Raw genomic sequence first — 25,751 nt, forward strand, 5'->3', positions numbered from 1 at the left:
CCGCACCCAGGCCCATCCGGCCCCTGCGACCGGCGGCCGCACCACGTTGAATACGACGCCGGCGCCCCCATAGAGACTGCGATGTCCGACTCCCCCGGTCCTGCCATGTCTGCTGCTTCTTCCCTGTTCGGCGATCCGGCCGCGATCCGCTGCGAGCGCGCGGTGGCCGAACTGCGTGCCGGTCGCCCGGTGCTGCTCCACGATGGCCAGGGCCAGCGCCTGGCGGTGATCGCGCTGGACAGCGCCACGGCCAGCAGCTTCGCTGCCTTCGCCAATGCCGCCCGCGAGCGGCACTACCTGTTCCTGACCGCCACCCGCGCCCGCGTGCTTGGCGTGGAGGCCCCGCAGGGTGCGCGCCTGCCGCTGGCCGGTGTTGCCTTCGATGCCCTGCCCTCGCTGGGCTACCTGCGTGAACCGGGCCCGATGCCGGACGGCTGGAGCGCCGGTGACGCCTTCGATGCCGGCGCGGTGGAACTGGCCCGCCTCGGCCTGTTGCTGCCGGCGATGGTGGCGGTGCGCCTGGACGCCGAAGACCACACCTTCGATGGCGCGGCCGAGGTTGCGCTGTGCGACCTGGCCGAGGGCGCAGCACATGCCGCGCATGACTACGAACTGGTGGCGCGTTCGCCGGTACCGCTGCGCGATGTCGGCATGACCACGTTCGCGGTGTTCCGTGGTGGCGTCGCCCAGCGTGACCAGGTCGCGATCATCGTCGGCGAACCGGATCTGTCGGCGGTGGTACCGGTACGCGTGCACTCCTCGTGCCTGACCGGCGACCTGTTCGGTTCGCTCAAGTGCGACTGCGGCGACCAGCTGCGGCGCGGCCTGCGCAAGCTGAAGGAACTGGGCGGCGGCGTGCTGCTGTACCTGGACCAGGAAGGCCGCGGTACCGGCATCGCGGCCAAGATGCGTGCCTACGGCTACCAGCATGACGGCCTGGACACCATCGATGCCGATGCACAGCTCGGCTTCGGCGCCGACGAACGGCGCTACGGCAGCGCGGTGGCGATGCTGCGCGGCCTGGGCATTTCGCGCGTGGCCCTGCTCAGCAACAACCCGACCAAGGCGCAGCGCCTGCGCAACGCTGGCATCGAGGTGCTGGACTGCATTCCGGTCACCGGCGAGATCACCGCCGAGAACGAGCACTACCTGCGCACCAAGGCTGATCGTGCCGGCCACATGCTGGATGTGGACGCGCTGATCCAGGCTGCCCAGTAACGCAGCCGACCTGCTACCGTCTGCGCGGTGCGGCCACGGCCGCCACCGCCCGCCCTGCCACCTGACGGAGCCCGCGTGACCGACGTTCCCCTTACTGCTCCGACCACCGATGCCTGGCAGTCGCTGCCGCGCCGCGCCGCGCGGCTGGCCGCACTGGAAGGTGCCTTCGGCGGCCTGTTTGTGCCGGGCCTGCCGCTGGCCGCAGCCGCGTGGTTCTTCGACCTGCCCGGCGGCCTGTGGACGGCCGCCCTTGGGCTGCTGATCGGCATCGTCTTCGGCGCCTGGCTCGGCCGCCGGCGCCTGGTCCGCACCCGCTGGCGGCTGGATGCCCAAGGGCTGGGCCTGCGCCGCGACCTGATGTGGCAGCTGGAAACGCGCATCCCCATTTCGCGCGTGCAGCACCTGGACCTGCGCCGCGGCCCACTGGAACGCCGTGCTGGCCTGGCCACGCTGATCGTGCACACCGCCGGCACCCGCATGAGCGCGGTGACCGTCAGCGGCCTGGACGAGGCGGATGCCGAGCGCCTGCGCGATACCCTGTCCCACCAGCTCGACCAGGACGCCGACGCCCTGTGAGCCTGCCACCGCCTCTGCCTGCAGCACTGCCCGCCGGTGGCGAGGACCACCGCCTGCATCCGTGGTCGTGGTTGTTCGTACTGTTGATGCAGTTGCGCCATTACTTCCTGCCGCTGGTCGCACTGCTGGTGTTCGGCCAGCGCGGCGACCGCGACCCGATGTGGGCGCAGCTGATTCCACTGACGGCAATTGCCGCACTGGTACTGGTGTCGGTGCTGCAGTACCTCAGCTACCGCTACCGTATCGGCAGTGATGCGATCACCGTGCGCAGCGGCCTGCTCGCGCGCAACCGGCGCGAGATTCCGTTCGCGCGCATCCACAACGTGGAGGTGCGGCAGAACCCGCTGCACCGCCTGTTTGGTGTGGCCGAGCTGCGCCTGGAATCGGCCGGTGGCGTGCGCCCGGAAGCGGAGATGCGGGTGCTGAAGCTGGACCAGGCGCTGGCGCTGGAACGGCTGGTCCGCCAGCGCGGGCAGGCGCCGCAGGCCGCCGGCATCACTGAGCCCGACCCGGTTGCCAGCACCGCGACTGAGAACGAGCAGGTACTGCTGCGCCTGTCGAGCTGGGACGTGGTACGCATGGGCCTGCTCTCCAACCGCGGCTGGGCGCTGGCGATCGCCGCGTTCGGCGTGCTGTTCCAGACCGTGCCACGGCCGGTGATGGACGATGCCCTCCAGCGCGGTGGACGCGAAGCCTTTGGCTACGCCAGCCATCTGCACCCCGGCGTGACCGGCGCGTTTCTGCTGCTGGCTGCCGCGCTGCTGCTGGGCTGGCTGGCGCTGCGCGTGCTGTCGGTGGTGCTGACGCTGCTGCGCTACCACGGCTTCACCCTCAGCGAGCAGGACCGACGCCTGACCGTATCGGCCGGTCTGCTCAGCCGCACCCGCAGCAGCGTGGCGCGCCGGCGCATCCAGGCCTGGACGCTGCGCGAAGGTACTTTGCAGCGCTGGTTCGGGCTGCGTCAGCTGCGCATCGACAGTGCCGCCGGTGGCCCCGCGCGCGATGAGGACCGCGCCCTGCGCGAACTCGCGCCGCTGGCGTCCAGTACACGTTGTGAGCAGCTGGTGCAGCACCTGCTGCCGCAGCTGCAGTGGCCTCCGCTGCAATGGCAGTCCATTCCGCAGCGCGGCTGGTGGCGGCTGTGCCTGGGCGCACTGGTGCTGGTGCCGCTGCTGGCTGCGGCCGCGTACTGGCGCTGGGGCCCGTGGGGCCTGCTGGTGCTGGCGTGGCTACCGGTGGCGCTGCTGGTCGCGCACCGGCAGATGGCACGCATGGGCTGGTACCTGGACGAACACTATGTGGCGGTGCGCGGCGGCTGGTGGAAGCGCTGGTGGCGCTGGGCCGAGCTGGACAAGGTGCAGGGCCTGCGCCTGCAACGCTCGCCGCTGGACAAACTGCTGGGCACCAGCAGCCTGCAACTGGACACCGCCGGTGCACATGGTGATGTGGCGTTGACCCTGCACTACCTGCCGCAGGCGCAGGCGCAACACGTGATGGAGCAACTGGCGGCGGCGCTGGCGCGGCGCAAGCTGCGCTGGTAAGCACTACAGGTCGTGCCGGTCGCTGGCCGGCAACTGCCGCCATTCCCGAGGTTGCCGGCCAGCGGCCGGCACTACCGCGAGCGGGGTCAGCGAGGCATCAGCGCTGCGACGGGCCCCAATACCCCAGGTCCTTGCGGATCTGCAGATCGCGCACCCAGCTGCCGAATGGCCTGCGCCGCAACGCACCCATTTCACCAGACAGGAAATCCTCGGTGGCCGCGATCACCCGTTCACTGGAGCGGCCATCGCGGTAAGGGTGGATGGCATCGGCGTAGCGCACGATTTCCGCCTGCAGCACGGCGTCCGGGTGCAGTGCGCGCTGCAGCATCGCCGGCAGCTGCGTGGCATCGTCGAAATCGATCATGTGCGGCTTGGGCACGCGGTTGCGGAAGGTCACCACCGGCTTGTGCTGGACGATGAACTCCGAAACGATCGATGAGGTGTCCGACACCAGCACATCGGCGGCACGCTGCGCGGCCATCACCTGCTCCGGCTCGATGAAGCGGGCATTGGCACCGGCCAGCGCGCGGTAGCGTTCGAACAGTTCCGGTGGGCACTTCGGGTGCAGGGTCAGCAGCCAGTAGTGGTCACCGGCGGCGATATCAGCGGCGATCTGCGCATGCAGGTGCGGAGCCGCGCTGAGCCGCTCGGTGAAGGTGGAACCGAACAGGATCACCGGGCGGTCACCGGCCGGTGCGCGCAGCGCGGAACTCTCGCCTCCGTCATCGCGGAACAGCGGGTCCAGCTTCGGCCAGCCAGTCTCGGCCACGGCGAAGTGGCCCTGCAGGCTGGCGATCTCGCGGAACGGTGCGGTCGTGGCCGGCCCCTGCGTGCAGTACAGGTCGAACATGCCGCGCACCCGGAAGTGGCCGCGCGCACTGTCCCGCTTCTCCACGTTGAAGCCATGGAACAGCTGCACCTTGGCCCCCGAAAGGAAGGTCGGCACCCAGTTGGCCGCGCTGAACACCGCCCGCGGACGCATTGCCAGGGCCTGCTTCAGGCCCACGTTGGGCACCCCCGGCAGGCTGCTGCCGGCCGCGCCGTCCTCGAACCAGGCCGCCACCTCCTGCCCGGACGCGTGCAAGGCCTGCGCCAACGGGGCGAGAATAGGCAGCGCATAGCGCTCCGTCGCAAACAACAGGTACCCGGCCATCATGTCCTCCACGACCGCTCCCATCGAACGGCCTCGCATCTCGGCGTGCATTATCGCGTTCAACGAGGCCGGGCGCATCGGCGACTGCCTGGCCTCGCTGGCCTTCTGCGATGAGATCGTGGTGGTGGACTCGCAGTCCACCGATGCCACCGTAGCCATCGCCGAGTCCGCCGGTGCCCGCGTGCTGCAGCGCCGGTTCGAGGGCTTCCGCAGCCAGAAGGCGTTCTGCGTCGAGCAGGCCAGCCACGACTGGGTGCTGTGCCTGGACGCCGACGAGCGCATCAGCCCCGAACTGCGCACGGCCATCGAGCAGGCCCGCGACGGTGGCTTCGGCGGCCAGGCCGGCTATCGCTTCGCCCGCCTCTCGGAGTACTTCGGGAAGTTCCTGCGCCATGGCAATGCCTACCCGGACCGGGTGATGCGCCTGTTCGACCGCCGCCGCGGCGGCTGGCGCGGCAAGCGCGAGATCCACGAGGCGGCCAGTGTCGACGGCAGTGTGGGCACCCTGCGCGGCGACCTGATCCACTATCCGTACCGGTCATTGCAGCAGCAGCTGGCCAAGACCGAGAAGTACGCGCGGATGATGGCCGAGCACGAGTTCGCACGCGGCAAGCGGGCCACGCTGGGCAAGCTGGTGCTGGCGCCGGCCTGGCGGTTCTGGCGCGGCTTCCTGTTCCGTGGCGGCTTCCGCGACGGCTGGCATGGTCTGGTCTACGCCTACGTCCGCGCCAACTACGTGCGGCAGAAGACCATCATGCTGTGGATGCTGGACAATGGACAGGCGGTGGCCGACCCGGCACCTTCCGCGGACCAGCCTTGACCACGCTGTGTCACACTGCGTGGGCGTTGCCTGAAGACCCCCCATGAAAATCCTGTACACCAACTTCCACTACGGCGACGGTGGCGGCCACACCACGTACATCGTCTCGCTGGCGCGTGCGCTGCACGGCCAGCACACGCTCCACGTCGCCGCGCCGGCCGACAGCCGCCTGCTGCGGACCATGGCCGATGAAGGCATTGCCCGCACACTGCCGATTGCGTTCGGCAGCGGCCTGCCAACGCTGCCCCGGCAGCTGGCCGAACAGCGCGCGCTGCGCAGGCTGGTCCACGATGAAGGCATCGACCTGATCCATGTCAACGGTGCACGCGACCACCGCTTCGTGATGCAGGGGCTGCTGGGCATGCGCCGCCCGCCGATCGTGCTGACCAAGCACAACAGCAAACCCACCAATACCTTTGGCAATGCGCTGCGCGCACGCTGGGCCACCGATCGGCTGATCGCGGTCTCGGCCGACACCAAGCGCCTGCTGGAACAGGGCCCGTACCGTCGCTGCCCGATCGACGTGGTCCGCAATGGCGTTGACCTGGAGCGCTACTCACCGCAGCCGGCCGGCACCGGCAGCGCGCTGCGCCAGCAGTGGACGCAGGATCCACAGGCGCTGGTGCTGGTCAGCAACGCCGGCACCGACGATTACAAGGGCTGGATCGACCTGGCCCGGGCCATCACACGGCTGCCCGATGCGGTGCGTCCGCATGTGCACATGGCCGTGGCCGGCCACCTGCCCAGCGCGCAGCAGCGCGAACAGGTGCAGGCGCTGGGCGAGGTGGCCGCGCAGGTGCACTTCACCGGCCTGCTGGCCGATACCCGTGTCCTGATCGCGGCCGGCGATGCTGGCTTCGTACTGTCCCATGACGTCGAGACGATCTCCTTCGCCTGCCGCGAGATGATGGCCAGCGCCAAGCCGATGCTGGTCAGCGACTACGCGGGCCTGCCGGAGAACATCGAACAAGGCGTCGATGGCTGGGTGGTTGCCACACGCGACATCGACGCCATCGCCGCCCAGGTACAGGCGCTGTACGCACAGCGCGATGCGCTGCCGGAACAGGGCCGCGCAGCACGCCGCCATGCACAGCGGGAGTTCGGCCTGCAGACATTCGCCGACGCCACGCTGGCCAGCTATCACGCCGCCCTGGCCAGCACCTGAGCCACGTTCCCCGAACGCTCAATCGGTGATGCCGGGCCCCTGCAGGCGGCGCTCGTGCTCGAGTTCCGCCACTGACGGCCGGCAGTCGCCGGCGACCGCATCGGCAGGCACCAGCCACCAGCGGCGACGATTGGAAATGCCCGCCATCTCGGCCCGCGCACGATCGATGCAGGCCTGCATCGCATCCTCGTTCACCAGCAGCCAGCGTTGCTGCGGAACCAGCCGCTGCCAGCGCACGGCCGCCTGCAGCTGTTGATGCCAACGTGCTTCGAATCCAAAGGTGGCCGCCGGGCGATCGGCCATCAGCAGGTTCTGCTCTTTCCATGCCACCAGTCCCAGCTCGGCCTGCGGACCGATGCGTGCACTCACTTCACGCATCAGGCCACGGGCCGAGCTGGAGTCGTTCAACACCGGATAGCCGACCAGGCTGTACAGCACCCAGACTCCTGCCAGGGTAGAGGCCAGGGCAACGTGCCGACGCTGGCGCCCGCACACCCACAGGCTCAAGGCCGACCAGACCGCCATCGCCATCGCCGCCCAGGCCAGCGCATCGGTGGCACCGGGAAGCAACCCGCGGCCATGAGTAAGGCGCACTTCGAAATCCGGATCACCCAGCAGCGCCAGCGCACCGACCAGCCCCAGCGCCAGTGCCAGCAACGCGGTGAATGCGCCCAGCACGCGCTGCACATCGCGCCGCCTCAGCAACCCGGGCAGCAACGGCGCCAACGCCAGGCAGAACATCGGCAATGCCGGCAGGATGTAGACGTCGCGCTTGCCGTGCGGAAGGGAGAAGAACAGCACGACCAGCAGCCACCAGGCCAACGGCAGCAGGTAGCGCGCATCGCGCCGGCGCAGCCGCCGGAACCAGGCCGGAAGCGCCCAGGGCAGCAGCAGAAACGCGGGAATCCACATCGACGGCATGATCGCCAGGAAGTACCACCACGGCTGGTGATGGTCCCAGGACTGCGTATAGCGCCGCGCGGTCTGCCGGAACAGGATGTCGTCCATGTAGGCGCGGTACGGCTCCGAACCGGTGGCGAAGCCTGCCAGCAGCATCGGCGCCAGCCACAACGACACCGCCAGCAGGAAGGCCAACGGTGCCAGCCAGAAACGCAGGTCGCGCACGTGCAGGCGTACCCGTGGCCAGTGCAGCACGGATGCGACTGCCGCCGGCGCGATCATCATCAGCGCCAGCACGCCTACGCCCTTGGTGATCACACCGATGCCGGCAAAGAACCAGCCCAGCCACCACCAGCGCCAGGCCGGACCCAACAGCAGATGGCGCAGCAGGCCGTAGTTGGCCAGGGTGATGAACAGCACCACCAGCGGATCGATCTGCGCCTTCTTCGCCTGGAAGGTGAAGTGCAGCGCGAACAGCAGTGCCCAGCCCGCGTACAGCCCCACCTGCCGCGTCCACAGGCGGCGGCCGAGATCGACCACGCACCACAGCGTGCCCAGCGCGGCCAGCAGCGAGGGCAGCAGGAACGCCACCCGCCAGTGGCCGACCAGGCTGTACATCGCCGCCTGCAACCACATCAGCATCGGCGGCTTGTCCGAATACAACTCGGGGCCGCGATGCGGGAACAACCAGTAGCCACTGTCGACCATCTGCTTGGCCACCAGCGCGAAACGTGGCTCGTCCGAGGGCCATGGATCACGGAGGCCCAGGCCGGCCCCCAGCACCAGCAGGGCCATCACCACCAACAACCACGTCTGGCGCGACGCGTGGGCTTTCAGCATGGGACTCGAAACGGCAGCGGGGGTCAGGCTGCTTTTAACAGACGCGCGTAGAAGAAACCGTCAGCATCGTTTTCACCCGGCAGCCGCTGGCGCGCCACCCCTTCGCAATCCACGCCGAATGCATCGCCCAGCGGCTGCGCCACGGCATCCGGATGCCACTTCAGGAACGCGCGCACCTGATCGATGTTCTCGGCGCGCAGGATCGAACAGGTGGCATACAACAGAACGCCGCCCGGGCGCAGCATCGACCAGCAGGCTTCCAGCAGGCGCGCCTGCACGCCGACCAGTGCATCGATGTCTTCGGCGCGACGGTGGAACATCACATCCGGCTGGCGGCGGATCACGCCGGTCGCCGAGCACGGCGCATCAAGCAGGATCGCGTCGAACGGCACGCCATCCCACCAGGCGCCCGGATCACTGGCATCTGCCGCCAGGGTCTGCGCATGCTCGCCCACGCCGGTACGGGTGTAGGTATCGCGTGCACGGGCCAGGCGGCGCGCGTCGATATCCAGCGCCAGCAGGCGCAGGCTGGGGTCGCGCTCGAGCAGATGCGCCGACTTGCCGCCGGGTGCCGCACAAGCGTCCAGCACGCGGGCACCGGCCACCGGGGCCAGCGCATCGGCGGCACACTGCGCCGACAGGTCCTGCACCGAGATCGCGCCCTCGGCGAAGCCGGGCAGCTGATTCACGGCAACCGGAGAGGCCAGGCGCAACGCGTCGGCACTGAGCGGACTGGCTTCTGCGGCAATGCCGGCTTCGGCCAGCGCGGCCAGTGCCTTGTCACGACCGCCCTGCTGGCGGTTGGCGCGCAGCCACAGGGGCGCCGGTTGCAGGCTGGCGCTGAAGATCGCGTCGGCCTGTACCGGCCAATCGCGTTCCACCGCATCGGCCAGCCATTCCGGGAAGGCATCGCGCGCTGGCTGCTCCGGGAAACCTTCGCGCTGCGCGCGGCGCAGGATCGCATTGACCAGGCCCGCCTGGCGCTCACGGCCCAGTGCACGCGCGGCATCGACGGTGGCCGACAGCGCCGCGTGCGCCGGCAGCTCCAGCACGTCCAGCTGGGCGAACCCGACCATCAGCAGCGTGCGCAGATCGGCATCACGCGCCGACAGCGGCTTCTGCATCCACGACTGCAGCGCCGCGTCATAGGTGCTGCGGCGGCGCAGGACGGCGAAACACAGGGCTTCCAGCGGCGGCGCAGGACGGCGAAACACAGGGCTTCCAGCAGCGCGCGGTCGCGGCTGTCGGCCAGCTTCGGCAGCGCCCAGGCCAGTTCGGCCTTCAGCGAACGGCCACGGGTGAACACCTGTGCCAGCACACGTGCGGCCAGCATGCGCGTGGCCGCGCCCGGCGCCGCCTTGGCGACGGAGAAATCGTTCTGCTTCGACACCGCTTATGCCCCCACGCGCAGATCGCGGCGGGCGTTGAGGTAGTCGGCCGCAGTAATCGCCTTGCCACCTTCCCGCTGCAGCACACGCAGGCGCAGTGCGCCCTGGCCACAGGCGATATCGATGCCATCGCGGCTGGCCGCCAGCACCGTGCCCGGCGCCTGGCCGTGGGCCTCATCCAGCGCCACCGCGCCATGGATGCGCACCCGCTCGCCAGCCAGCGTCGCCTCGGCGATCGGCCACGGATTGAAGGCGCGCACGGTGCGTGCCAGCGCCCCTGCATCCAGCGCCCAGTCCAGACGGGCCTCGGCCTTGTCCAGCTTGTGCGCGTAGGTCACGCCCTGCTCCGGCTGCGGCCGCGCGATCGGCTTGATGCCGGCCCGCAGCAGGCCCAGGCCGTCGGACAGCACCTGCGCGCCCAGTTCCGCCAGCTTGTCATGCAGCTGACCACCGGTATCGGTGGCCGCGATCGGCAGCTCCTGGTGCAGCAGCACCGGGCCGGTATCCAGGCCGGCCTCCATCTGCATCAGGCAGACGCCGGTCTTCGCATCGCCGGCCTGGATCGCGCGCTGGATCGGCGCGGCGCCGCGCCAGCGCGGCAGCAGCGAGGCGTGCACGTTCCAGCAGCCGTGGGTCGGAATGGCCAGCACCGCCTTCGGCAGGATCAGGCCATAGGCCACCACCACCATCAGGTCCGGCTGCAGGTCGCGCAGCTGCTGCTGGGCGGCTTCATCCTTCAGCGATTCGGGCTGGTAGACCGGAATGCCACGGGCCACGGCTTCAAGCTTGACCGGCGACGGCGCCAGGCCACGGCCACGGCCGGCCGGACGATCAGGCTGGGTGTAGACGGCCACGACCTCATGGTGGCGCGCAGCCGCGCGCAGCGACGACACCGCGAATTCCGGCGTACCGGCAAAGACAATCCTCATGGCTACCCCACTTGCAGGATGGATTCGTGCAGGAAAGAAAACGGCGCCGTCGGCCGGCGCCGTACAGCCCGCGCGCGTCGCGCAGGCACGGGCCACCCGAAGGGCGGCCCGGATTGGCGATCACGCCACGTGCTTGCGCTGCTTGGCCAGCTTCTTGCGCACCATCTCGCGCTTGAGCGGCGACAGATAGTCGATGAACAGCTTGCCGTCCAGGTGATCCATCTCGTGCTGGATGCAGGTGGCCAGCACTTCGCCGGCTTCCAGCTGCTGTTCCTGGCCGTTGCGGTCCAGGTACTTCACGGTGATGGTATCGGCGCGGGTCACGTCGGCGAAGATGCCCGGAACCGACAGGCAGCCCTCCTGATACACCCGGCCTCCGTCCTTGGCGACGATTTCCGGGTTGATGAACACATGCGGTTCATTCTTTTCTTCGCTGACGTCGATGACCATGAAGCGCTTGTGCACGTCCACCTGGGTGGCGGCCAGGCCGATGCCCGGGGCGTCGTACATGGTCAGGAACATGTTGTCGATCAGTTCCTGGAAGGCCGGCGTGGTGACTTCGGCGGCTTCGATCAACGCAGCCTTGGTACGCAGGCGCGGATCGGGGAACTCGAGAATGGGGAGAAGGGCCATGGCTGTTTCCGGATAGGGGGCCGGCACGCCGGCATACGTCGCAGATTCTAGCTCCAACGCTTGCCTTGCGCCCCGGTTTCTGGACTATAGTGCGCGGACCTGTTGGGGAATCAGGGCTTCACACCTATGTTGCTTCGTTTTCGTACGGTCGTCGCCGCGGCGATGCTGACCGTGGCTGCCTATGCTACCGCCGTGGAAGTGAATGGCGGGCACCCGGACACCTATGTGGTCCGAAAAGGGGATACGTTGTGGGATATCGCCGCACGTTTCCTGCAGAAGCCGTGGCTGTGGCCGGAGATCTGGCAGGCCAATCCGCAGATCGCCAATCCGCACCTGATCTATCCCGGTGACGTGCTCAGCCTGGCCTATCTGGACCGGGTAACCGTCGCTGCCAAGCCCGGCCCGCGCCAGGAAGCCCCGATCGATGCCATTCCGCTGGCCCAGGTCGAGCCGTTCCTGAAGCAGCTGAGCGTGGTCGACAGCATCGAGCAGCTACCCTACGTGGCCGGCCTGGAAGAAGAACGCCTGCGCGTCACCAGCGGCAGTGCGGTCTACGTGCGCCTGGCCGACGCCCAGCTGGGCCAGCGCTGGGCCGTGGTCCGCCCGACCGTGCGCTACGCCCAGCCCAAGCCGACCGAGGACCTGGCCGCCAACGGCGACGTCACCCCCGGCAGCGGCAACCTGTGGCGGGCCTACAACGCCCCCAACCACCGCCGCGGCATACTCGGCTATGAGCTGGCCCAGGTCGCCACCGGCACCATCACCCATGTCGCCGGCGGCAAGGTCGAGGCGTCCACCCTGGTGCTGGACAAGAACGAAGGCGGCCGCGAGGTGCGTGCCGGCGACCGCCTGGTCCCGGTCGAGGCCAAGCCGTATGACCTGCAGTTCGTCCCCCATGTCCCGGCCGCCGGTGTCGAGGGCGTCGATGTGCGCGTGCTGGCCGTCACCGACATGTTCACCGCCGCTGGCCCGCGCGATGTGATCGCGATTTCCGCAGGTCGCGCCCAGGGCGTGGACAACGGCACCGTGTTCTCGCTGTGGCGCCCGGGCCGCCACGTGGCGCACCGCATGAAGTACCCCACCTCGTCGCGCATGGACGATTCGCTCAGCACCGGCGCCGGCCGGGTTTCGCTGCCGGACGAATACGCCGCGCACGCCATGGTGTTCCGTACCTTCGACAACGTCAGCTACGCGCTGGTGATGCAGGGCGTGAAGCCGGTACGTGTGGGGTTCAACGCACTGCACCCGGACGCGAAGTAAGCAGTCCCGTGTTGCCCGGCCACTGCAGGTAGTGCCGGCCGCTGGCCGGCAGGCACCTCCGGCAAAACCTGACAGCCACATGCGAAGGCGCCCTAGGGCGCCTTTGTTGTATGCGCTCGATAGTGGGGAGATGACCAACCAAGCTGACGAGGCGCTGCTGCGCCTGTTGATGGCAGGCGGCGCGCTGGCGCCACGGCGGGCCCTGCTGCAGGCCGCAGGCAGCGCGGAGATTGCGATCGCGCAGGGCGCCGCGAACTGGCGCGCGCACGGCTGCACGCCCGAGCAGTGCGCCGCGCTGGAATGCCCGGACACCCGGGCCTGGGCCGTGGCACGGCGCTGGCTGGAAGACGACAACCAGCACCTGCTGGCCTTCACCGATCCGGCATTCCCCCCGCCCCTGCTGGATGTCCCCAACCCACCCCTGGCGCTGTTCATCGCCGGCGACCCCAGCCTGGCCTGGCGCCCGTCGGTGGCGCTGGTCGGCAGCCGCTCGCCGACGCCGGGCGGACGCGCCCTGGCCGCCCGGTTTGCCGGCTGCTTCGCCGAAGCCGGGCTGGCGGTGACCAGCGGCCTGGCGGCAGGCATCGACGCGGCCGCCCACCAGGCCACGCTGGACGCCGGGGGCTGCACCGTGGCGGTGATCGGCACCGGCCCGGACCGGGCTTACCCGGACAGCCACGCCAGGCTGCAGGCCCGGATCGCCACCGAAGGCGCGGTGCTCAGCGAGTACCTGCCGGGCATACCGGCACGCCCCGGTCACTTTCCAGCCCGCAACCGCCTGGTGGCCGGGCTGGCGCTGGCGACGGTGGTGGTCGAGGCCGCCCAGCGCTCCGGCGCATTGATCACCGCACGCCTGGCCGCCGAGGCCGGCCGCGAGGTCTGTGCCCTGCCCGGTTCGGTACTCAACCCACGCGCCGCGGGCTGCCACCGGTTGATCCGCGAGGGTGCCGCACTGGTCGAGCGCCCGGAGGAGGTCCTTGAACTGCTGGCGCCCGCCCTTCGCCAGCAGCTGCCGGGCTTGCAATCACGGCTCGCCACCCCCACTGAACAGGCACCGCCGGCACTCCTGCCGGCGCGCTGGGCCGACGACCCTGACTACCAGAGCTTGTGGCGGGCCCTGGACCACAACCCAAGCGGTATGGATTCACTGATCACGCGCTGTGGATTGACGGCGCCCCAGGTGTCCTCCATGCTGCTGGCCATGGAACTGGCGGGAATCGTGGTGTGCGTACACGGCCGCTACTGTCGAACTCCCTAGTTTCTTCACCTCCACAGCGTCGCGCGACGCAGGCCGAGGGGCAATGAAAGAGAGCATCCTGGACGTACTGCTGTACCTGTTTGAACACTATTTCAGCGAAGATGCGGACCTGATCCGTGACCGCGATTCGCTTCAGAACGGCCTGATCCAGGCCGGTTTCAGCCCAACCGAGATCAACAAGGCATTCGACTGGCTCGATGCCCTGGCCGCGCAGCGGCCGAGCGTGGCCCAGGCACGGGTCGATGGCCCCGTGCGCGTCTACCACGGCCCCGAGCTGGACAAGCTGGACGTGGAATGCCGTGGTTTCCTGCTGTACCTGGAACAGCACGGCATCCTCGACGCCGACCAGCGCGAGCTGGTGCTGGACCGGGCCATGGCCCTGGACCAGGACGAACTGGACCTGGACGACCTGAAGTGGGTCGTGCTGATGGTGCTGTTCAACCAGCCCGGCTCCGAGGCGGCGTATGCCTGGATGGAGACGCAGATGTTCATGGACGAGCCAGAACCCCTGCACTGACCGTACACTTGGGGGCATAGCGCATTCAGGAGCGTCCCCGTGAGCGAGTGGTTCCATGCAGAAGGCAACCGGCAGCAGGGTCCGCTGCCGGCGGAACAGTTGGTCGAGTTGTTCCGCAACAACCAGATCTCCCTGGACACCCTGGTCTGGCGCGACGGCCTGCCGCAATGGCAGCCGTTGCGCACCGTGGTCGACGAACTCGGCCTGATCGTGCCGGCGCTGGACGCTGCCGCACCGCCGGTGGAACCCGAGCCCGATCCGGAACCGGTGGCACCGCCTCCGCCGCAGCCGCCGGTACTGCCGCCGTCCACGCCCTACACCACCAGTGCATCGGCCACCGCCCTGCCGGCGCCGAAGAAGAAGCTGTCCGGCTGCGCCCTGACCGCCATCATCGGCGGCGGCCTGCTGCTGGTGCTGGTCCCGATCGTGGCCATCCTGGCTGCCATCGCGCTGCCCGCCTACAACGACTACACCGTGCGCGCCAAGGTCGCCGGCGCAGTGACCGCGCTGCAGCCGTTGAAGGACCAGGTGCAGCATTTCGCCGATGACGAAGGCCGTTGCCCCGGTGCCAACGACGCCGGCTTCCCGGCCCCGGGTGACTTCGCCCATGCAGGGCTGTCGGCGGTGAACATCGGTCGCTTCAACAATGGCCACTGCGGCATCGAAGCCACCCTGGCGCTGCCCGGCAAGAGCCTTGATGGCGACCTGCTGTGGCTGGAATACGATCGCGACAGCGGCCGCTGGGAATGCAGTGGCGAAAGCAACGACAAGTACCTGCCGCCGACGTGCCGCGGCTGAACCACGCGCACGCCAGCACCTCCAAGGATGATTCAACAGGGAACATGCAATGACTGAGTGGTACTACGCCGAAGGACAGCAACGCCAGGGCCCGCTGCCGGTCCAGGAGATCCGCCAGCGCTTCCAGCGCGGCCAGCTGAACCTGGACACCCTGGTCTGGCGCGAAGGCATGGCGCAGTGGGCTGCGCTGCGCCAGGTGGTCGACGAACTGGGACTGCAGACACTGGCCGACGCCAGCACGGCCACCGGCAGTGGCGGCTTCGACCTGCGTGGCGACTATGCCGCCATCGACAACGGTACGGCGCCACTGCCTGGCACCGGCGCCCTCAGCAGTTCGCCCTACAGCGCCCCTGCGGTGCTCGGCGGCGGCGGCCATGCCCAGCCGGTGATGGGCGGCGAAGTGGTCTACGCGGGCTTCTGGAAGCGCGTGGCGGCCTACATGATCGACTACTTCGTGCTGGCCATCCCCGGCGGCATCATCGGCGCCATCCTCGGTGTGGTGCTTGGTGCCAGCATGGGTGCGGTGGGCAGCGGCGAATCGGCCATCGAAATCGTGGCCCAGCTGGCCAGTGCCCTGATCAACCTGGCCATCGGCATGGCGTACTACACCTGGTTCCATGCCTCGCAGGGCGGTGCCACGCTGGGCAAGATGGCGGTCGGCATCAAGGTCGTGCGCAGCAATGGCGAGCGCCTGACCAAGGCCCGCGCATTTGGTCGCTACTGGGCCGCGGTGCTCAGCACCTTCACCCTCGGCATCGGTTTCCTGATGGCCGCCTTCACCGAGCGCAAGCAGGGCCTGCACGACATGATCTGCGACACCCTGGTGGTCGACCGCTGGGCCTACACCGACCAGCCGCAGCTGCAGCGCCGGGAGCTGGGCACGGTGACCGTGCTGGTGCTCGTACTGACCGGCCTGCTGTCGCTGGTGGGCCTGGCGCTCATGGTGTTCGCGGTTGGCTTCATCGCCAAGATGGCCTCATGAACGGCCATCCTCACGCCTGGCTGCTTGACATGGGCTGGCCGGGCGTGATTCCTCTAATAAGGTGAAACCTGAACGCCCGGCACATTACCGGGCGTTCAGTTTATGGATTTGCCCGTGGCCGCTTCACTAATGCGGCCGTTTGCTCCACCCTAGCGGCCCCTCTCCCCCGGTCCGCCCACAGACCTTTCCTGACATGCCCAAGCACCTGCTCATCGTCGAATCGCCGGCCAAGGCCAAGACGATCAACAAATACCTCGGCAAGGACTACACGGTCCTGGCCTCGTATGGGCACGTGCGCGACCTGATCCCGAAGGAAGGCGCAGTCGACCCGGACAACGGGTTCGCCATGCACTACGACGTGATCGACAAGAACGAAAAGCATGTCGATGCGATCGCCAAGGCCGCCAAGGGCGCCGACGACATCCTGCTGGCGACCGACCCGGATCGCGAGGGTGAAGCGATCAGCTGGCACATCGCCGAGATCCTGAAGGAACGCGGGCTGGTCAAGGACAAGCCGATGCAGCGCGTGGTGTTCACCGAGATCACCCCGCGCGCCATCAAGGAAGCGATCAGCCAGCCGCGCGCGATCGCCAGCGACCTGGTCGACGCCCAGCAGGCGCGCCGCGCGCTGGATTACCTGGTCGGTTTCAACCTGTCGCCGGTGCTGTGGCGCAAGGTCCAGCGCGGCCTGTCCGCCGGCCGCGTGCAGAGCCCGGCGCTGCGCATGATCGTCGAGCGCGAGGAAGAGATCGAAGCCTTCATCGCCCGCGAATACTGGTCGATCGCCGCCGAGTGCGCGCACCCGTCACAGCACTTCAACGCCAAGCTGATCAAGCTGGACGGGCAGAAGTTCGAACAGTTCACCATCACCGACGGCGACACCGCCGAGGCCGCGCGCCTGCGCATCCAGCAGGCCGCGCAGGGCTCGCTGCATGTCACCGATGTGGCCAGCAAGGAGCGCAAGCGCCGCCCGGCGCCGCCGTTCACCACCTCCACCCTGCAGCAGGAAGCCTCGCGCAAGCTCGGCTTCACCACCCGCAAGACCATGCAGGTGGCGCAGAAGCTGTATGAAGGCGTGGCGATCGGTGACGAAGGCACCGTCGGCCTGATCTCGTACATGCGTACCGACTCGGTGAACCTGTCGCAGGACGCGCTGGCCGAGATCCGCGACGTGATCGCCCGCGACTACGGCATCGCCTCGCTGCCGGACCAGCCGAACACCTACCAGACCAAGTCGAAGAACGCCCAGGAAGCGCACGAAGCGGTGCGCCCGACCTCGGCGCTGCGCACGCCTGCGCAGGTGGCGCGCTACCTGACCGATGACGAGCGCAAGCTGTACGAGCTGATCTGGAAGCGTGCGGTGGCCTGCCAGATGATTCCGGCCACCCTCAACACCGTCAGCGTCGATCTGTCCGCCGGCAGCGAACACGTGTTCCGCGCCAGCGGCACCACCGTGGTGGTGCCCGGCTTCCTGGCCGTGTACGAAGAAGGCAAGGACAACAAGAGCGCCGAAGACGAGGACGAAGGCCGCAAGCTGCCGGCGATGAAGCCCGGCGACCGCGTGCCGCTGGAACGCATCCAGGCCGAACAGCATTTCACCCAGCCGCCGCCGCGCTACACCGAAGCGGCGCTGGTGAAGGCGCTGGAAGAGTACGGCATCGGCCGTCCCTCGACCTACGCCTCGATCATCCAGACCCTGCTGTTCCGCAAGTACGTGGAAATGGAAGGCCGCAGCTTCCGCCCGTCCGACGTCGGCCGCGCGGTGTCCAAGTTCCTGTCCAGCCACTTCACCCGGTACGTGGACTACGACTTCACCGCCAAGCTGGAAGACGAGCTCGACGCCGTCTCGCGTGGCGAAGAAGAGTGGATCCCGCTGATGGCCCGCTTCTGGGAGCCGTTCAAGGAGCTGGTGGAAGACAAGAAGGAATCGGTCGACCGTGCCGAGGCCAGTGGCGCGCGCGAGCTCGGCACCGACCCGAAGACCGGCAAGCCGGTCAGCGTGCGCCTGGGCCGCTTCGGGCCCTATGCGGCCATCGGCAGCACCGCCGAGGACGCCGAGGAGAAGCCGAAGTTCGCCTCGCTGCGCCCCGGCCAGTCGATGCACACCATCTCCCTGGAAGACGCGCTGGAACTGTTCCTGATGCCGCGCGCGCTGGGTGAGGACAAGGGCGAGCCGGTCAGCGTCGGCATCGGCCGTTTCGGCCCGTTCGCCAAGCGCGGCAGCACCTATGCCTCGCTGAAGAAGGAAGACGACCCGTACACCATCGACCTGGCCCGCGCCGTGTTCCTGATCGAAGAGAAGGAAGAGATCGCGCGCAACCGGATCATCAAGGAGTTCGAGGGCAGCGACATCCAGGTGCTGAACGGCCGTTTCGGCCCGTATATCAGCGACGGCAAGATGAACGGCAAGATCCCCAAGGATCGCGAACCGGCCTCGCTGACCCTGGCCGAAGTGCAGCAGCTGATGGAAGAAACCGGCAAGCCGGTGCGCAAGGGCTTCGGCGCCAAGAAGGCTGCCGCGAAGAAGGCCCCGGCAAAGAAGGCGGCGGTGAAGAAGGAAGCGGCGCCGAAGAAGGCCGCTGCAAAGAAAGCGCCTGCCAAGAAGGCCCCGGCAAAGAAAGCGGTGAAGAAGGCTGCCGCGAAGAAAGCCCCGGCGAAGAAGGCCGCCGCAAAGAAGTAGATCCACGCCATGCGTGGATGAGGGGGGCGGACCAACGGTCCGCACCCACCATCAGCAGTCAGTACCTACCGCTGATGCCGGCCAGCGGCCGGCACTACCGGGTGCCAGGGTCCACCCCTTCTGCACGCGGCAGGGGGATAATGAAGGCCCACGCCGGGCCGGTCGCCGCCATGAAAGAACTCACCCTGGACTCTGCTGTCGCCACGCTCCGCGCGGGCGGCGTGATCGCCTACCCGACCGAAGCGGTCTGGGGCCTGGGCTGTGATCCCTCGCACGAAGCTGCGGTGCACATGGTGCTGCGGCTGAAGCAGCGCCCGATCGAGAAAGGCATGATCCTGGTCGCGGCCGAACTGGCGCAGCTGGAAGGCTGGGTGCGGCTGCAGGCGCTGCCCGACGCCCGCCAGCGCGCGGTGCTGGCCAGCTGGCCCGGTGCCAACACCTGGATCCTGCCTGCCGGCCCGCGCGCGCAGCCCTGGGTCACCGGCGAACACAGCGGTATCGCGGTGCGCATCAGCGCGCACCCGCTGGTGGCCGAACTCTGCCGCGCCTGGGGCGGCCCGCTGGTCTCCACCAGCGCCAACCTGGCCGGCGAACCACCGGCACGCAGCCGCGAAGAACTGGACCCGCGCCTGCTGCGCCTGCTCGACGGCATCCTCGATGGGCAGACCGGCGGCCTGGCCCAGCCCACCCCGATCCGCGACGCGCTCAGCGGCAACGTGCTGCGCTCCTGAGCCGGCGATTGCGCTGCTGCGGACAATCACGCACCCTGCCGCCATGACCCTGCTGCGCGCCACCTTGAGCCTGTGTCTGCTGCTGCCGTGGACGGCACCCGCGGCCGAGGACGTGCGTGTCTACCGCTGCGTTGCCAGCAACGGTGCCGTCGCCCTGCAGGACAGGCCGTGCAACAGCGGCCGCCAGCAGGTGCGCGACCTGCAGCGCCCGCGCGATCCCGCTCCACGGGTGGTGCGCAGTGATGCCACGCCTCCGCCGCCCAGCGAAACCCCGGTCATCCACGAGCGCGAAGTCCGCCACGTCTACATCCAGCCGCCGCAGCCGATGTACGAGTGCGTGAGCGAGGACGGACGGCGCTATACCAGCGACAACAACGAAGGCAATCCGCGCTGGGTGCCGCTGTGGACCAGTGTCTGGCTGCCGCACGGCCATCGTGGCCCAGCCTATCCCGGACCACGCCCGGCCATCGGCACGCCGATCGGCGAAGGCACGGGTTATCGCCGCCCCTCGATCGGCATGGACGTGCAGGTGCCGGCCGGCAGCGTGCTGGTCCGCGACAGCTGCCATGCGTTGCCACCACAGGAAGTCTGCGCACGGCTGAGTGACCGCCGCTGGGAGCTGGATCGCCGTTACAACAGCGCGCTGCAGAGTGAACGCACCGCCATCAGCAACGAACAGCGCGGTATCGATGCGCGCCTGTCGCGCGATTGCGAACGCTGAGCGCAGCACGCCGTCGCAGCCTGTACGCTGTGCGCATGAACCGAGTGATCTGGCTGCTCCTGGTGCTGCTGCCCGGAAGCGCGTTGGCCGAAGAGGGCGTGATCTACCGCTGTACCTCCAGCAGCAGTGACGTCCCTACCCTGCAGCGCACGCCGTGCGCCACCGGCAGCAAGCAGCAGGTGCTGCGCATCCCCGACCCGGCCAACTCGCAGCCGGCCGCCGCTGCGCCTGTAGCCGCCGAACCTGCATCCGTGCCCGTTGAAACACCTGCGCCGGTGCCGTCCGGACCGGCCGTTGCCCCTGCGGCCCCAGCAAAACCACGACGCGCGGACGAAGGACGCACGATCATGGAAGCAGGCATGGTCGAACACGCAGGAGACGACCAGATCCTCGACAGCGCGACGCTGCGCCGCAATGCCGAGGCCCGCGCCGCCGCAGGTGACGGTCCACCGAAGCCGCCGCTTCCTCCGATCTTCCAGTGCACCGACAGCCAGGGCGGCGGCTACCTGTACGAGTACGAAGCCGCGCCCGGCCGCTGCGAGCTGATGACGGTACAGGGCCTTGGCGGAGTGACGCCGGTGAATGCCGCCAGCTGTGAAGTGGTGCGCGACCACTGCGAAGCGCTTCCCGAAGCGCAGCGCTGCGGTGGTTGGCAGCAGCGCTTCCGCGATGCCCGCGGCCGTGAGCGCTTCGCCGCGCCGGAGAACCGCGATACCGCGCGCGGTGAACGCGAGCGGCTGCAGGGTGTGCTGGAGGCCAGCAACTGCCCGGTACCGGGGTGAGACCCACCGGTAGTGCCGGCCGCTGGCCGGCAACCACAGGATCTTCAGATGAGTGCAGTTGCCGGCCAGCGGCCAGCACTACCTGCTGAAAGATCAGAACCCGTAGCGCAGGAAACCGCCGTCCACCGCGATGCACTCGCCGGTCACATAGCTGGCCGCCGGCAGGCACAGGAAGCCCACGGCTGCGGCCACTTCCTCCGGCTCGCCGATACGACGCATCGGCGTGCGGTTGATCACTTCCTCGTAGTAGTCCGGGTCCGCCAACGGACCGGACGTGCGCCGCGTGCGGATGTACCACGGCGCCACCGCGTTGACCCGGATGCCATCCTCGGCCCACTCGACGGCCAGGTTGCGGGTCATCTGATGCATCGCCGCCTTGGTCATGCCGTAGACCACGCCGCTGCGCACATGGGTCAGGCCGGACACGCTGCCGACGTTGACGATGGATGACGACGCGTGGCGTGCCAGCAACGGATGTGCATAGCGCGACAGCTCGAAGGCCGAGAACAGGTTGGTCTCGAAGATCTTCCGCCATTCGTCCTCGGAATACTCCGTGGCCGCCTTGGTGACGTTGCCGCCGGCGTTGTTGACCAGGATGTGCAGGCCATCGCTATGGTCCTCCACCCAGTCCAGGATCTGGCGGCGGTCCTCGTCGTCGGAGACATCGGCGGCCAGCGCATGCACCTGCATCTGCGGATACACGTCCAGCAGTTCGTCGCGCGCGGTCTCCAGCATGTCGATATCACGGCCGACGATCATCAGATCGGCGCCGAAGCCAGCCAGTTCATGCGCGATGGCCAGGCCGATGCCGGCGCTGGCGCCGGTGATCAGGGCGGTCTGGCCGTCCAGGCGCCACCGTTGCTGGGTCATGTGTTCTCCCGGGCCGCGCCCGCTGTGTTTCGATGCGGCAAGGATACGCGCTCACGGCCGCCCCCTGCCGAGGATGCGACACTGCCCGCACGCCCATCACGGAGTGCCGCCATGCGCATCCTGATCCTGTCCACGTCCCTGCTGGCCACCGCGCTGCTGGCGGGCTGCCAGCGCCCACCGGCGCCGAACCCGGAAAAGCCACCGGTGCCCCGGGCGATGTCGCGCGCAATCAACGAACCGCTGGACCGCGCCAAGGGCGTGCAGAAGACCGTGGACGATGCCAGCGCGCGTGAGCGCAAGGCCGAGGCCGACGCGACGCAGTAACCCCGCAGACGAAAACGCCCGGCCGAGGCCGGGCGCTTCCAGTAGATCCACGCCGTGCGTGGATGGCTTCCGATCAGAACCCGCAGAAGCAGTACGCCAGCGCCTTCACCGGCGTGCCGTTGCCCTTCTCGCGGGCCGCGTTCTCGACAAAGCGCAGCTGCGTATCCACTTCGGGCATCGTGCGCGCCAGCACCATCCGCGCCATGCCCGAGTCGGACAGCATCCAGGCACCTGCACGGCTGCCGGCGAAACCGCTGACGAACTGCGCGAACGGCGTTGCCGCCTTCTCGATGTAACGCACGCGGTAGGCATCAGCCTTGCCCAGCTTGGCGCGGCTGGCGGCATCGGCCACCGCATCCTTCAGGCCACCGAAGGCATCGACCAGGCCACGTTCCTTGGCCTGCGCACCGCTCCACACGCGTCCACGGGCCACTTCGTCGACGGCCTCGACCGGCTTCTTGCGGGCGTCGGCGACGCGGCCGGTGAAGTCGGCGTAACCCTTGTTGATCACCGACTGGATGACCTGGCCCACAGCCGGATCCATCGGGCGGGTGACATCGAACGCACCGGCGAAACGGGTGGTGCCGACACCGTCGGTGTGCACGCCGATCTTGTCCAGCGCGCGGCTGAAGTTCGGCACCATGCCGAAGATGCCGATCGAACCGGTGATGGTCGACGGATCGGCATAGATGCGATCGGCATTCATGCTGATCCAGTAGCCACCGGAGGCGGCCAGGTCGCCCATCGACACCACCACCGGCTTGCCGGCGGCCTGCAGGGCCACCACTTCGCGGCGGATCTGCTCGGAGGCGAACACTTCACCACCCGGCGAATCCACGCGCAGCACCACGGCCTTCACGTTCTCGTCGTCACGCGCGGCACGCAGCAGCGCCGAGGTCGATTCGCCACCGATGCGGCCGGCCGGCAGGTCGCCACCGCTGATCTCGCCGGCGGCCACCACCACCGCCACCTGCGGACGGCTGTCGACCGGGTTGCGGCGCGCATCGAGCTGGCCCAGGTAGGAGCCGAAGTCGATGTTGCGGAAACCACCGTCGGCATCGTCGTCAGCCACGCCGCGCTCGATCATCAGATCCTCGAATTCCTCGCGGGTCTTCAGCGACGTCACCAGCTTCTGCTGCAGGGCGAACTTGGCCAGGTCACCACCGGCAGCGGCGATGCCTTCCGGCAGCGTGTCGATGCCGGCGGCCAGCTGTGCCGGATCCAGGCGGCGGGCCTTGGCGATGTCGCCCAGGTAGCGCTGCCACACGTCGTTCATCCAGAACAGGTCGGCTTCCTTGGAGGCCGGCGAAGCGGCGTCGAGCACGTAGGGTTCGGCGGCGGACTTGTACTCGCCCACCTTGAACAGGTGCACGTCCACACCCAGCTTGTCCTGCAGGCCGGTGCGGAAGTACTGGCGATAGCGGCCCAGGCCCTCGAGCACCACCGACCCCATCGGGTCCAGGTAGACCTCGTCGGCCTGTGCGGCCAGCAGGTACTGCGACTGGCCCATGCTCTCGCTGTAGGCCACCAGCTGCTTGCCGGACGCACGCAGGTCCTGCAGTGCCGCGGCCACTTCACGCAGCGAAGCGAAGCCCGACGGCTGCAGCTTGTCCAGCTCCAGCACTACGCGCTCGATCTTCTTGTCTTCCTTGGCCGACTCGATCACCCGCAGCAGGTCGCGCAGCTGGATCTCTTCGGCACCGTTGTCGCCCACCGCCTTGGCCAGCGCGCGGCTGACCGGGTCAGCGCTGAACTGCTCGACCAGGCGGCCTTCCGGCGCGATCACCAGGGTCGTGCGGTCCTGCAGCGATTTGCTGGCACCGGCGCCCATGCCGGCGGCGATGACGAACATCACCAGCAGCAGGAACAGCAGGCCGAAGAACACCAGGTTGAGGATCAACCGGCGGGTGAAGTTCATGACGTCCCACAGCCCGATGAAGAAACTGGCGACGGGGTTGCGACGCGCCGGGGGCAGCGGGGGCACGGGTTGATTCATGGAACGCTCCGGATGGCTTCTTGCCGTGGTGCCAGCATAGCCGGTGCCGTGTGATGCGGCATCGGACACAAGTCAGGGGATCGCCCGCCATGGGTCGGCAGGGCGGGCGGGACGATCAGGACAACATCGATTGGCCGATGCGCAGGCTGCTGCGACGCAGGCGCCAGCCCATCAGGATGGCGGCGGCGGTCAGGCCGACAATCAGGCCGATCCACATGCCCTGCGGGCCCATGCCCAGGCCCAGGCCGAGCCCGGCGCCGAGCGGCATGCCCAGGCCCCAGTACGCGAACATGGCGATGAACATCGGCACGCGGGTGTCCTTCAGCCCGCGCAGCGCGCCGGCCGACAGCACCTGGATGCCATCCGGGAACTGGAAGGTGGCCGCGTACAGCAGCAGGGTGGAGGCCAGGCCGGCCACCGCCAGGTCGTTGGTGTAGACACCGACGATGGCGTCATGGCCGAACAGCAGCACCGCTGCCGACAACGTCTGCGTACCCATGATGATCGCGTAGCCGGCCCAGGCCGCGCGCCGCACGCCGAAGCCATCGCCACGACCGACCGCATGCCCGACGCGCACGGTGGTGGCCTCGGCCACGCCCATCGGGATCATGAAGCACAGCTGGGCGACGTTGATCGCGATCTGGTGCGCGGCCGCTTCATTGGCACCAAGGCGGCCGATCAGCAGCGCGGTGACGATGAACAGGCCGCCCTCCATCAGCACGGTGATGCCGATCGGCAGGCCAGTGCGCAGCAGGTCCCAGATCGCCTTCCAGCGCGGTCCTTCGAAGTGCGAGAACAGCTGCAGGTGGGCAAAGCGCTTGGTGAACCACAGGTAGGTGGCGAAGGCGATCGCCTGCAGCCACATCATCACCGCCGAAGCGATGCCCAGGCCCTCGGCGCCCATTTCCGGGAAGCCGAGCTTGCCGTTGGCCAGCACGTAGCCCATCGGTGCCAGCACCAGCAGGCCACCGAAGCCGAGCAGCATGGTCGGCAGCGTCCAGTGCATGCCCTCGCTGAGATAGCGCATGCAGAAGTACAGGGTCAGCGCAGGTCCGCCCCAGCGCACCGCGTGCAGGAACGCGGTGGCCCCCGGCACGATGTCCGGTGCGATGCCGAACGCAGGCAGCAGCGGCGGCACCACGGTGAGGAAGGTGAACATGATCAGGCCCAGGCCCAGCGCCAGCCACAGTGCCTGGCGGAACAGCGGGCCGATCTCGCGCTCGCGGCCAGCGCCATGCAGCTGCGACACCGAGGCGGTGAGTGAGATCAGGGTGCCGATCGGGATCAGCATCGGCAGCCACAGCAGGGCGGTGCCGATGGTCACCGCGGCCAGGGTCGCCGTGGCGTGGTGGCCGGCAATGACGTTGTCGACGAAGGAGATCAGACCGGTGGACACATGCCCGAGCACAAGCGGCAGGGCGAGCAGACCGGTAGCGCCGACTTCCTTGCTGAAGCGCGGCGTGGAGGTTGCAGTAGACATAAGGTGCTTGACGCGAACTACGGTTGCGCGCGAAGGGCACAGGCACCGGGTTGCGGGCCGCCATCTTACGCGTGCAGCGCGCGCATTCCCATGACATGGCGTGAATGCTGGGTTCCGGCAGGCCCCGGCATCACGCGTTGCGATCACGTTACGAACAGAAAAAGGGGACGGAGGGGATTAAGTCGTTTC

22 protein-coding genes and 1 pseudogene are annotated in these 25,751 nt (G+C 68.5%); 15 read left to right on the top strand and 8 right to left on the bottom strand.

Annotation, left to right across the window (positions count from 1 at the left end; genetic code table 11):
• Positions 1 to 81 precede the first annotated feature (81 nt).
• The 3 genes from ribA to ACZK5G_RS19865 all read left to right on the top strand — a co-directional run bounded on the left by ribA (position 82) and on the right by ACZK5G_RS19865 (position 3,335).
• Positions 82 to 1,218 (top strand): GTP cyclohydrolase II RibA, encoded by a 1,137-nt coding sequence (gene ribA, locus ACZK5G_RS19855; protein WP_032128562.1) that lies wholly within the window; start codon positions 82 to 84, stop codon positions 1,216 to 1,218.
• Between the two features lie 75 nt (positions 1,219 to 1,293).
• Positions 1,294 to 1,794: a PH domain-containing protein gene (locus tag ACZK5G_RS19860; RefSeq protein ID WP_049401009.1), complete on the top strand. Its 501-nt coding sequence runs from the start codon at positions 1,294 to 1,296 to the stop codon at positions 1,792 to 1,794.
• A complete protein-coding gene (locus ACZK5G_RS19865; RefSeq protein WP_478464514.1) occupies positions 1,791 to 3,335 on the top strand; it encodes a PH domain-containing protein in 1,545 nt (514 codons plus the stop codon). Before ACZK5G_RS19860 ends, ACZK5G_RS19865 begins: the two co-directional genes overlap by 4 nt.
• Positions 3,336 to 3,432: 97 nt before the next feature.
• Here ACZK5G_RS19865 and ACZK5G_RS19870 read toward each other — a convergent pair whose 3' ends face one another.
• Positions 3,433 to 4,491 (bottom strand): CDP-glycerol glycerophosphotransferase family protein, encoded by a 1,059-nt coding sequence (locus tag ACZK5G_RS19870; RefSeq protein ID WP_478464516.1) that lies wholly within the window; start codon positions 4,489 to 4,491, stop codon positions 3,433 to 3,435.
• On the opposite strand from ACZK5G_RS19870, the gene ACZK5G_RS19875 reads away from it, so the two are divergent.
• Complete coding sequence (locus ACZK5G_RS19875; RefSeq protein WP_478464518.1) at positions 4,490 to 5,308, top strand: glycosyltransferase family 2 protein; 819 nt, start codon at positions 4,490 to 4,492, stop codon at positions 5,306 to 5,308. The two genes, ACZK5G_RS19870 and ACZK5G_RS19875, sit on opposite strands and share 2 nt — an antisense overlap.
• Positions 5,309 to 5,351: 43 nt before the next feature.
• Positions 5,352 to 6,473, top strand: a complete 1,122-nt coding sequence (locus tag ACZK5G_RS19880) for a glycosyltransferase family 4 protein (protein ID WP_478464520.1) — start codon at positions 5,352 to 5,354, stop codon at positions 6,471 to 6,473.
• 18 nt (positions 6,474 to 6,491) lie between these two features.
• Here ACZK5G_RS19880 and ACZK5G_RS19885 read toward each other — a convergent pair whose 3' ends face one another.
• From ACZK5G_RS19885 to def, 4 genes and pseudogenes are all read right to left on the bottom strand, one after another.
• Positions 6,492 to 8,213, bottom strand: a complete 1,722-nt coding sequence (locus tag ACZK5G_RS19885) for a glycosyltransferase family 39 protein (RefSeq protein WP_478464521.1) — start codon at positions 8,211 to 8,213, stop codon at positions 6,492 to 6,494.
• A 23-nt stretch (positions 8,214 to 8,236) separates the two neighbouring features.
• Positions 8,237 to 9,603, bottom strand: a pseudogene (gene rsmB, locus ACZK5G_RS19890) (16S rRNA (cytosine(967)-C(5))-methyltransferase RsmB).
• Positions 9,604 to 9,606: 3 nt separating this feature from the next.
• Positions 9,607 to 10,530, bottom strand: coding sequence for a methionyl-tRNA formyltransferase (gene fmt, locus ACZK5G_RS19895; protein ID WP_032128555.1), 924 nt, complete (start codon positions 10,528 to 10,530; stop codon positions 9,607 to 9,609).
• Between the two features lie 120 nt (positions 10,531 to 10,650).
• Complete coding sequence (gene def / locus ACZK5G_RS19900; protein ID WP_008267110.1) at positions 10,651 to 11,163, bottom strand: peptide deformylase; 513 nt, start codon at positions 11,161 to 11,163, stop codon at positions 10,651 to 10,653.
• 126 nt (positions 11,164 to 11,289) lie between these two features.
• On the opposite strand from def, the gene ACZK5G_RS19905 reads away from it, so the two are divergent.
• The 9 genes from ACZK5G_RS19905 to ACZK5G_RS19945 all read left to right on the top strand — a co-directional run bounded on the left by ACZK5G_RS19905 (position 11,290) and on the right by ACZK5G_RS19945 (position 20,892).
• Positions 11,290 to 12,423, top strand: coding sequence for a LysM peptidoglycan-binding domain-containing protein (locus ACZK5G_RS19905; protein WP_478464523.1), 1,134 nt, complete (start codon positions 11,290 to 11,292; stop codon positions 12,421 to 12,423).
• A 130-nt stretch (positions 12,424 to 12,553) separates the two neighbouring features.
• Entirely contained in the window at positions 12,554 to 13,681 is a 1,128-nt protein-coding gene (dprA, locus tag ACZK5G_RS19910) for a DNA-processing protein DprA (protein ID WP_478464525.1), read from the top strand.
• A gap of 43 nt (positions 13,682 to 13,724) precedes the next feature.
• Positions 13,725 to 14,198: a DUF494 family protein gene (locus ACZK5G_RS19915; protein ID WP_005411195.1), complete on the top strand. Its 474-nt coding sequence runs from the start codon at positions 13,725 to 13,727 to the stop codon at positions 14,196 to 14,198.
• Positions 14,199 to 14,237: 39 nt separating this feature from the next.
• A complete protein-coding gene (locus ACZK5G_RS19920) occupies positions 14,238 to 14,996 on the top strand; it encodes a pilin (protein ID WP_049423390.1) in 759 nt (252 codons plus the stop codon).
• 49 nt (positions 14,997 to 15,045) lie between these two features.
• Positions 15,046 to 15,978 (top strand): RDD family protein, encoded by a 933-nt coding sequence (locus ACZK5G_RS19925; protein ID WP_478464527.1) that lies wholly within the window; start codon positions 15,046 to 15,048, stop codon positions 15,976 to 15,978.
• Between the two features lie 193 nt (positions 15,979 to 16,171).
• On the top strand, positions 16,172 to 18,658 hold the full coding sequence (locus ACZK5G_RS19930) for a DNA topoisomerase I (RefSeq protein ID WP_032129673.1): 2,487 nt from the start codon (positions 16,172 to 16,174) through the stop codon (positions 18,656 to 18,658).
• Positions 18,659 to 18,798: 140 nt separating this feature from the next.
• The gene (gene tsaC / locus ACZK5G_RS19935) at positions 18,799 to 19,389 is read left to right on the top strand and encodes an L-threonylcarbamoyladenylate synthase type 1 TsaC (protein WP_019338925.1); all 591 of its coding nucleotides are present in this window, start codon (positions 18,799 to 18,801) and stop codon (positions 19,387 to 19,389) included.
• 43 nt (positions 19,390 to 19,432) lie between these two features.
• The gene (locus ACZK5G_RS19940; protein WP_478464529.1) at positions 19,433 to 20,110 is read left to right on the top strand and encodes a DUF4124 domain-containing protein; all 678 of its coding nucleotides are present in this window, start codon (positions 19,433 to 19,435) and stop codon (positions 20,108 to 20,110) included.
• 35 nt (positions 20,111 to 20,145) lie between these two features.
• Positions 20,146 to 20,892, top strand: coding sequence for a hypothetical protein (locus ACZK5G_RS19945; RefSeq protein WP_478464531.1), 747 nt, complete (start codon positions 20,146 to 20,148; stop codon positions 20,890 to 20,892).
• A 93-nt stretch (positions 20,893 to 20,985) separates the two neighbouring features.
• On the opposite strand, the gene ACZK5G_RS19950 is transcribed toward ACZK5G_RS19945, so the two are convergent.
• Positions 20,986 to 21,762: an SDR family oxidoreductase gene (locus tag ACZK5G_RS19950; RefSeq protein ID WP_010481164.1), complete on the bottom strand. Its 777-nt coding sequence runs from the start codon at positions 21,760 to 21,762 to the stop codon at positions 20,986 to 20,988.
• A 111-nt stretch (positions 21,763 to 21,873) separates the two neighbouring features.
• On the opposite strand from ACZK5G_RS19950, the gene ACZK5G_RS19955 reads away from it, so the two are divergent.
• On the top strand, positions 21,874 to 22,086 hold the full coding sequence (locus ACZK5G_RS19955; RefSeq protein WP_032129677.1) for a hypothetical protein: 213 nt from the start codon (positions 21,874 to 21,876) through the stop codon (positions 22,084 to 22,086).
• A gap of 73 nt (positions 22,087 to 22,159) precedes the next feature.
• Here ACZK5G_RS19955 and sppA read toward each other — a convergent pair whose 3' ends face one another.
• Positions 22,160 to 24,082 (bottom strand): signal peptide peptidase SppA, encoded by a 1,923-nt coding sequence (sppA, locus tag ACZK5G_RS19960; RefSeq protein WP_049400998.1) that lies wholly within the window; start codon positions 24,080 to 24,082, stop codon positions 22,160 to 22,162.
• A 115-nt stretch (positions 24,083 to 24,197) separates the two neighbouring features.
• Positions 24,198 to 25,562, bottom strand: a complete 1,365-nt coding sequence (locus ACZK5G_RS19965; protein ID WP_032129679.1) for an MATE family efflux transporter — start codon at positions 25,560 to 25,562, stop codon at positions 24,198 to 24,200.
• Positions 25,563 to 25,751 lie beyond the last annotated feature (189 nt).

It is taken from the genome of Stenotrophomonas sp. 62841_Sma (assembly GCF_056482945.1).

Bases quoted from the DNA above. Each gene is read 5' to 3' on its own strand.
- ribA (WP_032128562.1), top strand. From the start codon at position 82: ATGTCCGACTCCCCCGGTCCTGCCATGTCTGCTGCTTCTTCCCTGTTC.
- ACZK5G_RS19875 (WP_478464518.1), top strand. From the start codon at position 4,490: ATGTCCTCCACGACCGCTCCCATCGAACGGCCTCGCATCTCGGCGTGC.
- ACZK5G_RS19870 (WP_478464516.1), bottom strand. From the start codon at position 4,491: ATGATGGCCGGGTACCTGTTGTTTGCGACGGAGCGCTATGCGCTGCCT.
- ACZK5G_RS19880 (WP_478464520.1), top strand. From the start codon at position 5,352: ATGAAAATCCTGTACACCAACTTCCACTACGGCGACGGTGGCGGCCAC.
- ACZK5G_RS19885 (WP_478464521.1), bottom strand. From the start codon at position 8,213: ATGCTGAAAGCCCACGCGTCGCGCCAGACGTGGTTGTTGGTGGTGATG.
- fmt (WP_032128555.1), bottom strand. From the start codon at position 10,530: ATGAGGATTGTCTTTGCCGGTACGCCGGAATTCGCGGTGTCGTCGCTG.
- def (WP_008267110.1), bottom strand. From the start codon at position 11,163: ATGGCCCTTCTCCCCATTCTCGAGTTCCCCGATCCGCGCCTGCGTACC.
- ACZK5G_RS19905 (WP_478464523.1), top strand. From the start codon at position 11,290: ATGTTGCTTCGTTTTCGTACGGTCGTCGCCGCGGCGATGCTGACCGTG.
- dprA (WP_478464525.1), top strand. From the start codon at position 12,554: ATGACCAACCAAGCTGACGAGGCGCTGCTGCGCCTGTTGATGGCAGGC.
- ACZK5G_RS19915 (WP_005411195.1), top strand. From the start codon at position 13,725: ATGAAAGAGAGCATCCTGGACGTACTGCTGTACCTGTTTGAACACTAT.
- ACZK5G_RS19925 (WP_478464527.1), top strand. From the start codon at position 15,046: ATGACTGAGTGGTACTACGCCGAAGGACAGCAACGCCAGGGCCCGCTG.
- ACZK5G_RS19930 (WP_032129673.1), top strand. From the start codon at position 16,172: ATGCCCAAGCACCTGCTCATCGTCGAATCGCCGGCCAAGGCCAAGACG.
- tsaC (WP_019338925.1), top strand. From the start codon at position 18,799: ATGAAGGCCCACGCCGGGCCGGTCGCCGCCATGAAAGAACTCACCCTG.
- ACZK5G_RS19940 (WP_478464529.1), top strand. From the start codon at position 19,433: ATGACCCTGCTGCGCGCCACCTTGAGCCTGTGTCTGCTGCTGCCGTGG.
- ACZK5G_RS19945 (WP_478464531.1), top strand. From the start codon at position 20,146: ATGAACCGAGTGATCTGGCTGCTCCTGGTGCTGCTGCCCGGAAGCGCG.
- ACZK5G_RS19950 (WP_010481164.1), bottom strand. From the start codon at position 21,762: ATGACCCAGCAACGGTGGCGCCTGGACGGCCAGACCGCCCTGATCACC.
- ACZK5G_RS19955 (WP_032129677.1), top strand. From the start codon at position 21,874: ATGCGCATCCTGATCCTGTCCACGTCCCTGCTGGCCACCGCGCTGCTG.
- sppA (WP_049400998.1), bottom strand. From the start codon at position 24,082: ATGAATCAACCCGTGCCCCCGCTGCCCCCGGCGCGTCGCAACCCCGTC.
- ACZK5G_RS19965 (WP_032129679.1), bottom strand. From the start codon at position 25,562: ATGTCTACTGCAACCTCCACGCCGCGCTTCAGCAAGGAAGTCGGCGCT.